At 60.1% G+C, this 13,443-nt stretch carries 12 protein-coding genes; 2 read left to right on the forward strand and 10 right to left on the reverse strand.

Annotated elements, in window-relative coordinates; translation table 11 throughout:
• Nucleotides 1-39: 39 nt before the first annotated feature.
• Both C7I56_RS02640 and C7I56_RS02645 read right to left on the reverse strand, forming a co-directional pair.
• A complete protein-coding gene (locus C7I56_RS02640) occupies nt 40-1,269 on the reverse strand; it encodes an MFS transporter (protein WP_106638975.1) in 1,230 nt (409 codons plus the stop codon).
• Nucleotides 1,266-2,333: a LacI family DNA-binding transcriptional regulator gene (locus C7I56_RS02645; RefSeq protein WP_106638976.1), complete on the reverse strand. Its 1,068-nt coding sequence runs from the start codon at nt 2,331-2,333 to the stop codon at nt 1,266-1,268. The genes C7I56_RS02640 and C7I56_RS02645 overlap by 4 nt, the downstream gene beginning before the upstream one ends.
• A 262-nt stretch (nt 2,334-2,595) precedes the next feature.
• Here C7I56_RS02645 and C7I56_RS02650 point away from each other — a divergent pair, with 262 nt between their 5' ends.
• Complete coding sequence (locus tag C7I56_RS02650; RefSeq protein ID WP_106638977.1) at nt 2,596-5,109, forward strand: glycoside hydrolase family 3 protein; 2,514 nt, start codon at nt 2,596-2,598, stop codon at nt 5,107-5,109.
• Nucleotides 5,110-5,133: 24 nt separating this feature from the next.
• Here C7I56_RS02650 and C7I56_RS02655 read toward each other — a convergent pair whose 3' ends face one another.
• The 8 genes from C7I56_RS02655 to C7I56_RS02685 all read right to left on the reverse strand — a co-directional run bounded on the left by C7I56_RS02655 (nt 5,134) and on the right by C7I56_RS02685 (nt 12,266).
• Nucleotides 5,134-6,489, reverse strand: a complete 1,356-nt coding sequence (locus C7I56_RS02655) for a 3-deoxy-7-phosphoheptulonate synthase class II (protein ID WP_106638978.1) — start codon at nt 6,487-6,489, stop codon at nt 5,134-5,136.
• Nucleotides 6,449-7,633, reverse strand: a complete 1,185-nt coding sequence (gene wecB / locus C7I56_RS02660; protein WP_106638979.1) for a non-hydrolyzing UDP-N-acetylglucosamine 2-epimerase — start codon at nt 7,631-7,633, stop codon at nt 6,449-6,451. Before wecB ends, C7I56_RS02655 begins: the two co-directional genes overlap by 41 nt.
• An 87-nt stretch (nt 7,634-7,720) precedes the next feature.
• A complete protein-coding gene (locus C7I56_RS02665) occupies nt 7,721-8,416 on the reverse strand; it encodes a cell wall hydrolase (RefSeq protein ID WP_106638980.1) in 696 nt (231 codons plus the stop codon).
• A 266-nt stretch (nt 8,417-8,682) separates the two neighbouring features.
• On the reverse strand, nt 8,683-9,609 hold the full coding sequence (locus C7I56_RS02670) for a transposase (protein WP_106638981.1): 927 nt from the start codon (nt 9,607-9,609) through the stop codon (nt 8,683-8,685).
• A complete protein-coding gene (locus tag C7I56_RS02675; protein WP_106638982.1) occupies nt 9,609-10,583 on the reverse strand; it encodes a HEAT repeat domain-containing protein in 975 nt (324 codons plus the stop codon). The genes C7I56_RS02670 and C7I56_RS02675 overlap by 1 nt, the downstream gene beginning before the upstream one ends.
• Nucleotides 10,584-10,693: 110 nt before the next feature.
• A complete protein-coding gene (locus C7I56_RS12235) occupies nt 10,694-10,849 on the reverse strand; it encodes a hypothetical protein (protein WP_158702972.1) in 156 nt (51 codons plus the stop codon).
• 278 nt (nt 10,850-11,127) lie between these two features.
• Nucleotides 11,128-11,760 (reverse strand): hypothetical protein, encoded by a 633-nt coding sequence (locus C7I56_RS02680; protein ID WP_106638983.1) that lies wholly within the window; start codon nt 11,758-11,760, stop codon nt 11,128-11,130.
• Nucleotides 11,757-12,266, reverse strand: coding sequence for an RNA polymerase sigma factor (locus C7I56_RS02685; protein WP_158702973.1), 510 nt, complete (start codon nt 12,264-12,266; stop codon nt 11,757-11,759). The genes C7I56_RS02680 and C7I56_RS02685 overlap by 4 nt, the downstream gene beginning before the upstream one ends.
• A 98-nt stretch (nt 12,267-12,364) precedes the next feature.
• Between C7I56_RS02685 and C7I56_RS02690 the strand changes: the two genes are divergently transcribed.
• A complete protein-coding gene (locus C7I56_RS02690; RefSeq protein WP_425352360.1) occupies nt 12,365-13,429 on the forward strand; it encodes a phosphotransferase family protein in 1,065 nt (354 codons plus the stop codon).
• Nucleotides 13,430-13,443: the final 14 nt, after the last annotated feature.

Raw genomic sequence — 13,443 nt, forward strand, 5'->3', positions numbered from 1 at the left:
TTTGGAGAAGGCGCGGATATGGGTTTGTGGCGGCGGCTGTCAAGCTCCCGGAGGGCTTAGATCGCGCCGTGCGAACATCATGATGAGGCCACCGCCCGCAGTAACCAGGCCAAGGAAGGCGAAGATCGGGGCGAGGGCTTGGCCTCGTGTCAGAATGACAAGCGGGACGATCAATGCCGGGATGGTGTTGGTGAGGTTTAGAATGCCGAGATCCCGGGCCCGGTGCCTGGGCGCCGGAAGTGTTTCCATCGCGAACGCCGAATGAAGCGCGATGAAGATGGAATAGCCCGAGACGAATAATCCATAGGCAAAGGCTGCCATTGACCAGCTCCCAGCCGTGGCAAGCGTGGGGAGCGCGATCGTCATTGTTAGGGCCGCAAGCGCGATGAAGGGCCTTCGCCGGCCGGAGAAATCTGAGAGGCGGCCGGCTCCAAGCGTCACCCCAACCGCAACAAGAGTTGCACTGGCGATGAGGGATGCAATGAACTGGTCGTTAGTCATGTTGAATGGGGCAGGGCCGAAACTGCGACCTGCGGACATCAGGAAAAGAAAAACATAGGTCGAGACAGTGACGCCAGCAGTTTGCACGAGCAGGCGTGCAAGCCAGACGAGAAAGTAATTGGCGGAACGGCGAAGAGGCACGGTCGATGCCTCGACACGCGCGCCTGCGCCTTTTTCCCGGAAGAGGGCGGAAAAAGGCAGTAGGGCCGCGCTTATCAACATACACAGAACGAAATAGCGTTGCCCCTCGCTTGCCGCGGGTATGACGAGAAGCGCGCCCGACAGGGAAGCAAGAGGGTGGGCGATCGCCAGGAGAGCGGCAACGCGGCCCTTCTGGCGGTCCGGCACCTCGTCCGCCATCACGGCCACTAAAGGCCCGAGCAGCATATTGATCGCAACCTGAAGGGCGATCACCGCCAGGATCAGATCTTGCGGCTCCGTACTTGAATGTATGGCAATATAAGCAGCAAGCGTCCCGATGAAACCCGCGGTGATCCATGGGCGCCGTGTTCTTGATCGCGCCCATGTGCGATCACTCATCGCGCCGAACAGGATGTTGGCAGCGCTGGCGGCGAGCGCACCCCAGGTTGCAATCGCGCTCATCAGCCGGACTTCATCAGATGGGGCCACTGCAACGACTTTCAGTGGCAGCAAAATGCTGAAGAACGGGACGAAGGTCAGAAAGGCGCCGAGATATGCAAGCGCGTAAAGGAGAATGGAAGACTGTCTAATGTGCGGAGCCGGGCCAGGGTCCGCGAGGCCGGTCATCGCGGGCAGGGCGCGGTCGACTGGCGGACAATCAACTCGAACGGAAGAATGTGCGATCGCTCCTGCGCCTCGCCATTTTTAACGGTGATCAGCAACTCGGCGGCGGTGGCAGCCATTGGGGCGATCGGTTGCCGAATGGCAGTAAGTGGGGGGAGGGTGAGCCGCATAGTTGGCGTGTCGTCGAAACTGACGATGGACAGCGCATCGGGGACCGCGATGCGTTGCTCGCGCGCAACGCCAAGGACCGCAAGGGCCATTTCGCCGCTGCTCGCAATGATCGCAGTGGGCGGATTGTCGAGGGCGAGGAGGCGCCGCGTCGCCTCTGCGCCAGCTTGATAGCTGAAATCGCCAGGTTCGATCAGACCCTCGTCCAGGCACTGATGTTTGTGCATCGTATCGCGGAAACCCGCGAGGCGATCCTCGCTCGCACGATATTCGGGAGAGCCGGTAATAAAGCCGATCCGGCGATGGCCAAGGCCGTGAAGATGGTCGACCGCCGCGCTGGCTGCGGCCGCATCGTCCATCGCGATGCTGAACCCGTCTTCGCCGCCGCGCGATCCAAGCCGCGCGAAGGGCACGCCGTAGCGAGAGAGCAAGTCAGAGATAGCTTGATTTTCCGTGTGGGGCGGAGTCAGGATCACGCCGTCAGGGCGGAGCGAAAGGAGCGCAGCCTCGATCTGCTCGATCATCTTGCCCGAATGGGAATCGACCAGTTCGAAGAGCATGCGATAGCCGAAGTCTGCGGAACGCAGCATGCCGCCGAGCAGCATCTGGTCGATCCAATCGTTTCCGCGCCCTTCGCGCCAGCCTTCGACCGTCGGCTCTTTGTCGTTCAATGCGAGGATCAGATAGGAGCGCGATCCGCTGAGGCCGCGCGCGGCGAGGCTCGGCACATATTTCAGTTTCTCGATCGCTGCCTTCACCCGCTCCTTGACGGCGGGCGTGACGTTCGGACCGTTGTTGATGACGCGCGACACAGTTTGCAGTGAAACGCCAGCTTCAGCTGCGACATGCTTGATGGTCACGGCCTGACGCTTGCGGGGCGGGTTAAGAGTATCGCTCATCTGTCAATCCTGTGCCTGTCCGGCATCGCGGCGATCGGCGCAGCGGACCACACGTCCGCGCGATTGTTTATATTCGCCCTGAAAGGCCGCTCTCCCCATCCTTCGGGTGTTAGCTGTAACCTCCACAATCGTCCAGCCCGACATGGGAACGTTCTTGAGAGCGTTCACAAAAATGCTTGCATGACGGATGCTCCGCCTTCAAACACCGAAGGGCATAGGCGTCCGATGAGAAGCGCCACACGACGATCTTAAGGGGATAAAGATGATGCTGAAACGAGCCTTTGGCGGCGCCTTTCTGCTATCGACAACGATGTTCGCGGCGATGCCAAGCTTTGCCCAGGATGTGGCGCGCCCCGAAGGGGCTTGGCCCGCCATACAGAGCAAGGTTCAGAAGGATGCGGCGATCGAAGCGCGCATTGACGCGATCCTGAAGAAGATGAGCGTCGAGGAGAAAGTCGCGCAGACGATCCAACCCGATATCGGGAGCATCACGCCGGAGGATGTGCGCAAATACAAGTTTGGCTCGGTCCTCAACGGTGGCAATTCCTCGCCCTACGGCAATGAAACGGGCCCCGCATCGGATTGGGTGAAGCTCGCCGACGCGTTCTGGGACGCAGCGATGTCGGCTGACTGGGCAGGCGAAAAGATTCCTGTCATGTGGGGATCGGACGCCGTGCACGGCCATGCCAATGTCGTCGGCGCGACGCTCTTTCCCCATAATATTGGCCTTGGCGCCACCCGCAATCCGGCACTGATCCGCAAGATCGGCGAAGTGACTGCTCGGGAGATGGTTGTGACCGGCCTCGACTGGGATTTTTCGCCGACCCTCGCCGTCGTTCGCGACGATCGCTGGGGGCGGACTTATGAAGGCTTTTCGGAAGATCCGGAAATCGTGCGCTCCTATGCGGCGGAGATGGTTGAGGGACTTCAAGGTAAGGCCGGAACGCCGGAGTTCATGGGGCCGGGCAAGGTCATTTCCACCGCCAAGCATTTCATCGGCGACGGCGGCACGGAAGGCGGCAAGGATCAGGGGGACAATGTTTCGCCCGCAGATTCCCTGCGCGACATTCATGGCGCCGGCTATGCGCCGGCTGTGGAAGCGGGCGTACAGTCGATCATGGCGTCCTTTTCGAGCGTACGCGGCGAGAAGGTGCATGGCAGCCGGAGCCTCCTGACGGGCGCGCTCAAGGAACAGATGAAGTTTGACGGTTTCGTCGTGGGTGACTGGAACGGCCATGGCCAGGTGCCGGGCTGCACCGTCACGTCCTGCGCCAATTCGATCAATGCAGGCCTCGACATGTTCATGGCCCCCGATAGCTGGAAGGGGCTGTACGAAAGCACCCTTGCCCAAGTGAAATCTGGTGAAATCCCGGCGGCGCGGCTCGATGATGCCGTGCGCCGCATCCTGCGCGTGAAGTTCCGCGCGGGTCTGTTCGATAAGCCCAAACCCTCGGCACGCCCGTTCGCGGGCCGATACGAACTGCTCGGCTCGGCCGAACATCGCGCCGTCGCACGGCAGGCGGTGCGGGAATCGCTCGTTCTTCTAAAGAACCAAGGCAAGGTGTTACCGATCGCGGCCAACGCCAAGATATTGGTTGCAGGGGACGGCGCCAATAACCTGCCGAAGCAGTCGGGCGGCTGGACGCTGACCTGGCAAGGGACCGGCATCGACAACAGCCATTTCCCGAACGCCCAGTCCATTTATGCGGGGATTAAGGAGGCCGCGGATGCGGCAGGTGGCACGGCGGCATTGAGCCCCGACGGCAGCTTTACGGCCAAGCCCGACGTTGCGATCGTCGTCTTCGGTGAGGAGCCCTATGCCGAATTCATGGGCGACCGCCCAAACCTCGAATATAGCCCGGCCGATAAAAAGGATCTGGCGCTCCTGAAAAAGCTGAAGGCGGCGGGTATTCCCGTGGTCGCCGTTTTCCTTTCTGGCCGTCCGATGTGGGTTAACCCGGAGATCAACGCGTCCGACGCTTTCGTCGCGGCCTTTTTGCCGGGTAGCGAGGGCGGCGGCATCGCCGACGTGCTGGTGCGCAAGAAGGACGGTAGCGTCAATCACGACTTCAAGGGCAAGCTTTCTTACTCTTGGCCGAAGCGGGCGGACCAGACGCCGCTGAACCGGGGCGACGCGAATTACGATCCGCTCTTCGCCTACGGTCATGGCCTCACTTATGCCGACAATAGCGCGGTTCCGATCCTGTCTGAAGAACGGCCAGTCGGGGCTCAGGCGGGTGCCGACGGCGTCGTGTTCGGGCGCGGCAGCGTTCCTGCAGGATGGCTTTTGACCCTGACCGACGAGGGCGGGCCGGATGCGACCATCACCGGCAACAAAGGCGCGACGGCGAGCAACCGTTTGAGCATCGCCGGCGTCGACCGGCGGGCGCAGGAAGATGCGCGGCTATTTACATGGGACGGCACCGGTGCCGCGACGGCACAGATCGCAGCCGCCCAACCGCTGGACCTGTCTCGTGAAACCAATGGCGAACTCAGCCTTATCGTAGATTATCGCTTGGACGGCGCGCCGACTGGGCCGGTAACGCTGGGAATCGCCGGAACTACGGTGCCGATAACGGGCGCGCTCCGCAGTGCGAAGGCGAATGAATGGACAAGCATCGCCATTCCGCTCATCTGCTTCAAGAAAGCGGGTGCGGATATGCAGCGGGTCGCAGCGCCCTTCACCATGACGACGACCGGGAAGCTGGCTTTCGCGGTGTCCGACGTCCGCATCTCTTACGCTCAAGTGCCGCTCGATCGTTGCGGCGCTGAATGAAGATGAGCGGTGAAGGCCGGGGCTTTAGCCCCGGCCTTTCACTGCATCGTTCAGGATTTCGCTGAGCAGAAAAGCAAGCTCGATCGCCTGGCCGCCATTGAGGCGGGGGTCGCAATGGGTGTGATAGCGGTCGCCGAGATTGTGCTCGCTCGCACCCCAGGTTCCCCCCGTACATTCGGTGACATCCTGCCCCGTCATTTCGATGTGGATGCCGCCGCCGATCGTTCCCTCTGCGGCATGAACAGCGAAGAAGCCGCGCACTTCGTCCAGGATGCGGTCGAACGGACGCGTCTTGTAGCCATTGGCCTTGATCGTATTGCCGTGCATCGGGTCGCACGACCACAAGACGGGGTGGCCCGATAGACGCACGGCTCGGATAAGGGGAGGGAGGAGCCGCTCCACATCGCCATGACCCAAACGCGTGATGAGCGTGATACGGCCCCGTTCATGCCCGGGATTGAGCGTATCCAATAGCCGTACCAGCATGTCGGGATTGGTCGAGGGGCCGCATTTGATCCCGATCGGATTGTCGAGCCCCCGCAGGAACTCGACATGAGCCGATCCTTCAAAACGCGTGCGGTCTCCGATCCACAGGAAATGAGCGGAGCTGCCATAAGCCCGCCCCCTGGGGCCATCGGACCGCACCAGGGCTTCTTCATAGGGCAGCAACAGCGCTTCATGGCTGGTATAGAAAGATGTGGTCCGAAGCTGCGGAGCGCTCGCCGGATCGAGGCCGCAGGCGGCGAGGAAATCGAGCGCCTCGTCAACCCGCGCGGCCAGTTCGCGGAACCGGCCTGCCGAGGGGCTGGCGTCTATGATCCGGCTGCTCGTTGCCGCCTGATCCATCCGCCCCTGCGCGCCGCTCGCAAAAGCGCGCAGCAGATTGAGTGTTGCTGCCGCCTGCGCATATGCGCGCAACATTCGGGAGGGATCCGCCTGGCGCCCAGTAGGGGCAAAGCCGATGTCGTTGATGATATCGCCGCGATAGGCGGGTAGGGCCACCCCTTCCTTTTCCTCCAGCTCTGTCGAGCGCGGCTTGGCGAATTGCCCCGCAAGCCGCCCGACCTTGATCACCCGCAGCTTGGAAGCAAAGGCAAGCACCATCGCCATCTGCATGATCAGCTGAAAGGTGTCGCGAATATTGTCGGGCGAAAATTCGGCGAAACTCTCCGCGCAATCGCCGCCTTGAAGGAGAAAGGCTCGCCCGTCTGCCGCCTCGGCAAGGTCTGCCTTGAGGTCGCTGATTTCGTTCGGAAAAACGAGAGGCGGAAAGGATCCGATCTGCGCCAGCGCGTCGGCTAACGCTCCCCGATCGCGATAAACGGGCTGCTGCCGTGCTTCAAACTGCCTCCAGCTCGCGGGGGACCATATGTTCGCCATCGCTCCGGCTCTTCGCGGATATCTTGACAGCTGGCAAGGCCGTAAGGGTGCGGCGATCTTCCAGCCAGCGGGCGATGATATTGGCGATGCGGGGAGCCGCCTGGCCGTCGCCAAAAGCCAGGGAAGGGACGGACATGCGGCGATAAAGCCGCGGGTTTTGGAACAGGCTGGTTACGGCCGCCACAATCTGATCGCTGCTCGTGCCAATGAGGCGTAGGTTGTCGGTTGCGAGCGCTTCCTGACGCTCCGTGGTTTTGCGCAGAACGAGGACCGGCTTGCCGAGCGCGGCGCCTTCCTCCTGAAGCCCGCCACTATCGGTGACAATTGCCCAAGATCGCGCCATGAGTTTGACCATCTCTTCATAAGGTAAAGGCGCGATGAGATCGATATTCGCCGCGTCACCCAAAACCTCGATGATCGGTTGTCGAACCTGAGGATTGCAGTGAAGTGGGAGTACGATCCGCACCGGCAAGCTGGCAGCAATGCGCTTTAGCGCAGCGCAGATGCGGGCTGTTGGCTCACCGCCATTTTCCTTGCGGTGGCACGTGACGAGAATGATCGGCCTATCCGCCATGGGTGGGGCGGAGGACATGGCCTTGCGAACGGCGAACAGTGCATCGATGCCCGTATTGCCAGTCACATATATCCCGCCCTTGACGCGGTGATCGTGGGACAGATTTGCGGCAGCATCGGGTGTAGGGGCGAACAGAAGATCGGATAAGATGTCGATTGCGATGCGGTGGCCTTCCTCCGGCCAAGGGTGGCGCAGGTCGAAGGAGCGCAAGCCCGCTTCGACATGGCCCAACGGTACGCGCAGATTATGCGCGGCGACTGCCCCCGCTATGGCGCTGGTCGTGTCGCCGTGGACCAGCAGAAGATCGGGCCGGGACTGAAGCATTCGCCCGGTTAGTTGCGCGCGAAAGTGCCTGCGCAACGACCCCAGGCTGCAATCGATTGGGCGAGCGCGCGCAGTCGGAAGGGCTCCTACGGTATTCGGGAGCATGTCCGCCAGTCCATCATGCTGGCCAGTCAAGAGGATCGTTTGACGAAATCCCAAATGATTCAAGGCAATAAGAATGGGTGCCATCTTAATCGCTTCGGGCCTGGTGCCGATCACCGATGCGATATGGAAAGTCCCGTCCATGAAAAACCTCCAAAACGAACTGGGAGTCAGTCCGTTTTGGAGGGAAATTCAGTCGATGATTTCGATATTTTATTACAGGTGATTGATTCAGCTGTAAAAAATATGAGCGCCAATTTTTGCTACACGATTGAGCCGCCGCCCCCAAGATGGTGCGACATAATCGGCATGATACCATAAGACGTCCGATGTGAGGCCGCTTGCGAAGCGGGCGCTCGCCACATGGGCAATCCCCACTGCCTTGCGCCACGCTTCATTGCGCGGTGCAGCAGGAATATGGCCGCGCCGCACGAAGGAGAATTGCGCGGGCTGACGAACAACGGCGCAGAGCGAAGCGGGATAACGGCCCGACGCCGCACGGTTCAAAACGACGTTGGCGACCGCGAGCTGGCCTTCCAGCGGTTCGCCGCGCGCCTCATAATAGATTGCGCGCGCAAGACACTCCTTTTCGGCATCGATCGCTTCGAAGCCTGTATAGCTCGCGATCATCTGCTCAAGATTGAGCGGTTGTGAGAAAGGCAGTGGCTGCGCCTGAATCTGCGCCGGATATTGTACACCGGGAAGCGCGGCTTTGATCGCGCGTCCCACGGCACGGAGGCCGCCAGATTGCTCAGGCGCGGGTGGCGTCGCCACAGGCGCGATCGTCGCGCTGGCGTGGTCAGTGTAGACCGGGACAGGCTGAGCCACGGCGTTTTCACCGGCAATGGAAGGGGCGGCCGACGCGATGGCCGCAGCAAAGCCAAGGGAGGCCGCGGCAATGGCCGCAGTCCGGAAAATTGAAGTCATTCATGATCGCAATTATGCGGCCGGCACTGCCCTAGGAACCGCCTTCGTCTGTCCGCGAAGGTCGCCTGCATCACCGTCCGTCTTGCTTATCGCCGCCCCCATGCGGCGAACCCGCTCGTTCAAATGCAGGTCGCACATCGCGGGTGGATCAAGCTGAGTCAACCAATGGTCGATTAAGGCGGGACGAGCCGTGCTGGTAGATCGATGGTGTGTGAAAAGGAGCGGAACATTAATAGCTTAACGACGTGCAAACGCCTGCATGTAGGTCAAACAGGCTTCGTGTTCAGCCAATTACGCCCACTTTCCAGCATCTTAATCCGCTTGGCGGCCATCGGCGCGACATATGCATTGCCACCCCGGGCCGCCGCTTCAAAAACCGCCAACCGTGCATCGATATCGCCTGCCGCTGAAGCCTGAGCGGAAACAGCCATCATCTGCACCCGCGCGCTTGGATGAAACCGCGCATAATGATCCAACAGTTCCTTGCCCTTGTCGCCGCCAAAATGCGCCGAGAGAGCGAGAAGCGGTTCGATCGTCAGCGTATTGACGATTTTCGATACCGCCCCGCTGTCCAAGTCGAAGCGATATTGATCGCGGTAATGCACGCCCGGATTGGCTTCGAGGATGTTTATGGACATCGACATCGCATCGGCAGGAAGCTGGCGGTGCACATCCTTGTGCGCGCGATAGAGCATCACCTTACCCTGATCGAGGCGTGCTTTCTCGATAAATTTCAACTCAACCTTTTCGCCATCGTAACCGGCGGCGGACTCATAGTCGAATTCGTAATAGTCGCTCCAATATCCCGGACCGAGATAGCCTACTGTCAGGAATGAGAAATTGTGATCGTGGGCAACGTCGTAGAGAAAGGGCGCTGTGCCGCTATGCTTGATCACGCTATCGGTCAGCGCGGGCCAGAAATTCGCCCGCACGATAAATTCCGAGTCCCGATGCAGGATGATAACCTGACTGCTATATTCGTTGTTAGTCACCTGACCGTCGCAACGATCCTTAAGCTCCCCAACGACGAGATCGGTCAGGAATGTCCGGTTGTTAGCCAGCTTCTTCAGCAGCGGCCCCCAAGATGAAAAATTGTCCTCATCCCGTGGATCGAAGCGGCCGCCCTTGAGCGCGTCGACCAGATCGCCGAGCTCAATCTTCTCTTCTGAATCGGCATGGATCACGCGGGGCATCAGGCAATTCCCCTATCGCCATCGGGGAAAAAGGTTTCGAGCGTTTGGCGTGCTGCGTCGCGCACTTCTTCATGCGGATCTTCCAGCGCCAATCGGCGGAGATGCGGCAGCGCGGCTTCGGCGTTCAAAGCCAGGAACTCGCGCATTAAATGCCACCGGGTGAAAAAGGGCTGATTGGTCAGGAATTGCTCGATGAGGGGAACTGCATCGTCCCGGCCCATCAAACGGAGCAAGGTCACCATCATCTGAACGCGTGAACTGACTTCGTCCGTCGCGGTCGCGCCCGCAAGGGCTCCGGTTTCCACATCATATTCGACGGCCAGCGGCGCACTGTCGATTTTGATCTGCGCTTGAAGCTGTACGATATCGGAAGACGCGTGTTCAATGATGAAGCTTTCCCGGCGACCATCTATCATCCAGACTTCGCCATCGCTCATTTGCCGCCTGCCGGTCATGCGCGGGCCCGCGGCTGTCCCAGCCGAAAAATCCGACCCAGCCTCCGGCGCTTCCCATAAAGACAACAGGGCATTGCCCGATTTGAGGTAACGGTAGACAGTGACAATGCCCGGAAAACCAATCGTTCCCTTACCGCGATTGGCGACCTTCTTCGCAGCCAGGGCATCCGCGTTGATCACGTTTAACGTGATATCCAGGGGGCTGCTCTCAAACAGCACAATGCCAGTGCTAAGGTCGGTGCGCGGCGCTGAAAAAGGTGGGCTGAAGAATGGGTCGCCAGCAGCCTCCGCAATCAGATCATCGACCAGGGCCGTGATATCGGCATCCCGCTCCAGAAAGGCATGCGCAACGGCGAGCACAGCCTCAAACGACCCATTTGCCGCCGCGAGTTGCCGCTCCGTGTCCGTGTAAAGCGGATGCTGAATCCAGCGATTGGAAAAGGCGACAACGCGTTCATGAGTGGCGGCTTGACGCGCAGGATCGCTCAGCCATTCGTGCAATAGGCTCGTCGTGAACATAACATTATCTTAGCATAGCCAGCAGGCAGCTACAGGGGGTCGTCCAAGGGTTGGGGCGGGGACGATCATGCTGAGGGCGGCTCGTGGGGTGCCGCCCTCGCACGCACGAATTACTTACCCTGCAAGTGCTGGCCGACGAGATATACGCCAGCTGCGGCAATGATGCCTGCGCAGAACGGGCCAGCGACTTCGCGCTGCTTCGCCGAACCCTGGATTCCAACGCTGGTCTTGATTTCCGGCACGGATGCGATGTCGATCTTGGTCATTTGATTTCCCTCGTAACTTCAGTGCTACTTCGGGGGTCGCGATGGTCTCGGCTTGGCCAAAAGCCGTCAACCGACTTGCATTCTGTTTTCGCCTCATGGCGAGAGCTGAACACCGTCCGGACAGGTAGATTCTCTCTTCCCCCAAAGCGCTTAGTCCCGGCGAAATTAAAAACCTGTCGCTATGGTAAAAAAAAATTTTACCAAGAATGGAAATGGTTCAGTTTTCAGAGGAAATTAGCATGTCGGGATGGGTCAATCGGGGGTGAAAACGGCAAAGCTCAGCTCTGCGGTTCGGCAAGTTCATCAAGTCGCGCCTCTCGCAGATATTGCTCCTGTCGCTCTCTTAGATGATCGAGTTCGCGCTGGATGTCGCGATGAGCCTTCAGGAAGAAGGCGAACAGGCCACCCAGAACAAATATGGTCGCGATGCCAGGGCGTGTTAGCGGCGAGGCGTGGAGGAGAAGGACGTTGAGAATATCGTCCAGATTGCGCTTCTCCATGGCATGGAGGGTCATGATTCCCAGAACATATCCGGGGACAATCAGCCACAAGCCGAAGCGCGACCGCCGCAAGCGAAGGTCGGCGCTCCTGATCGCATTATCGAGCAGGGTTGAACGATCGCTCGTGTCGACCAAGAGTGCAATTTTCGTCAGCGTGTAGCGGCGCCAGGACGACCAGATCAGGACGACGATCAGCAAAGTCACGGTAAACAGAACCGCCGGTGCCGGCGTCAGGATAAGCCCGGCGGCAAGGGCGAGCATCACGATAACCCCGCCGCCAATTTCCAGCTGTTGCATAAGCCGGGCGCGCCGGCTCGTGCGCCGGGCAAGCGCCTCCAGCGCCGCCTGCTCCTCAGGCGACGGCTCATCTCGCCACAGAGCGGCGAAATCGTCGAATTCCTCCCCCGTCACGACCTTTTCCCTATAATGGCTTTAAGCGTCGTTTTAGCCCGCTGGCAGCGAAGCATCGCGGCATTGGCCGTGATGCCCAGCATGTCCGCCATTTCACCGTAACTGAACCCCTCCAGGGACAATACTATGGCTTCCCTCTGTGGAAGTGGCAATTGCTGGATCGATTCCACAAGGTGCTTCTTCATGTCGTTTTCGAGAGCGATTTCGTCCGGTGCGGGGTTCCGCGCCACGAGATCGTCGGGAAGGTCCACATGCCTTGGCTCCCTGGCCCTCTTTGTCACGTGGGAAATGGACCGTTTCTGAGCAATGCTCGCAACAAAGGCCTTCAACGTGGATTCTTCCCGGAATGAGGGTAGAGCCAGCCAGATGGCGAGCATGATGTCCTGAATAAGTTCGCGGCGCAGGGCATGGTCAGCCTCGTAAGACAGCGCGATGCGAGAGATGAGGCCGGAGCAGGTCTTGGAAACGTCCTTGAACAAAAGTTCTGTGGACTTCGCTTCGCTCATTGCCAGACCTGACGCGCGCACAACCCGCTTGCGCGCGCTGGATTTTCCCCGGATGCTGCCATTTCGTCTGTCATACCGCCGGAGAAATGAGGTGGCCCGTGAGTAGGAGCGTCGAGAATAGCGGCACCGCCGAAGTTCGCAACGCGCATCGCTTCGACCCATTACGGCTCGAAAAGTGGATGAAAGGTAAAGTTGCGGGCTTTTCAGGACCGCTCACTGTTCTTCAGTTCAAAGGCGGGCAATCGAATCCTACTTACCGCTTGGATACGCCCGGCTGTTCCTATGTTCTGCGACGCAAGCCTCCGGGCACTTTGTTGCCTGGCGCCCATGCGGTGGACCGCGAATATCGCGTGATCAGCGCGCTGGCAGGCGAGGGTTTTCCCGTAGCGGAACCACTCGGCTTTTGTGCCGATCCGGATGTGATTGGCACCGAATTTTATGTGATGGCCCTCGTCGAGGGCCGCATTTTCTGGGACTCGGCCTTTCCGGACGTCGCGCACGACGAGCGCCCCCTCTACTTCGATGCGATGAACGAGACCATTGCCCGGCTCCATAGCCTCGATCCGGAGGCGATCGGCCTTGGCGATTTCGGCAAGCCCGGCAACTATTTCGAGCGGCAGATCGGGCGCTGGGCGAAGCAGTATATTGGCGACGCCGAAGCGGGGCGGGTGGCATCCATGGACAGGCTCGTCGAATGGCTGCCCGCCAACATTCCGCCGGGAGAAGATGAGGCTCGGATCGTCCACGGCGACTTTCGCTGCGACAATATGATCTTCCATCCGGGCGAGCCGAGAGTGCTGGCGGTCCTCGATTGGGAGCTTTCAACGCTCGGCCACCCGCTCGCGGACTTCGCCTATCATCTGATGATGTACCGCATGCCCGCGGGCATTACGGCGGGCCTCGCGGGCCTGGACCTTGCCGCGCTCAACATCCCTTCCGAAGCGGATTATGTCGCCGCTTACTGCCGCCGCACCGGGCGCGCGGGTATTCCGCATCTCGATTTTTACATCGCTTTCAACATGTTTCGTCTCGCCGCGATCATTCATGGCATCAAGGGTCGAATGGTGCGCGGCACCGCGTCTTCGGCTCATGCGGCCAAGGCCGTGGAGGGCCTGGAGCCGCTTGCCGATCTTGCCTGGGCGCAGGCGATGCGGGCGGCATAAGATATGTTGTAACC

The sequence above is a fragment of the Allosphingosinicella vermicomposti genome, from assembly GCF_003012815.1.
GTDB lineage: Bacteria > Pseudomonadota > Alphaproteobacteria > Sphingomonadales > Sphingomonadaceae > Allosphingosinicella > Allosphingosinicella vermicomposti.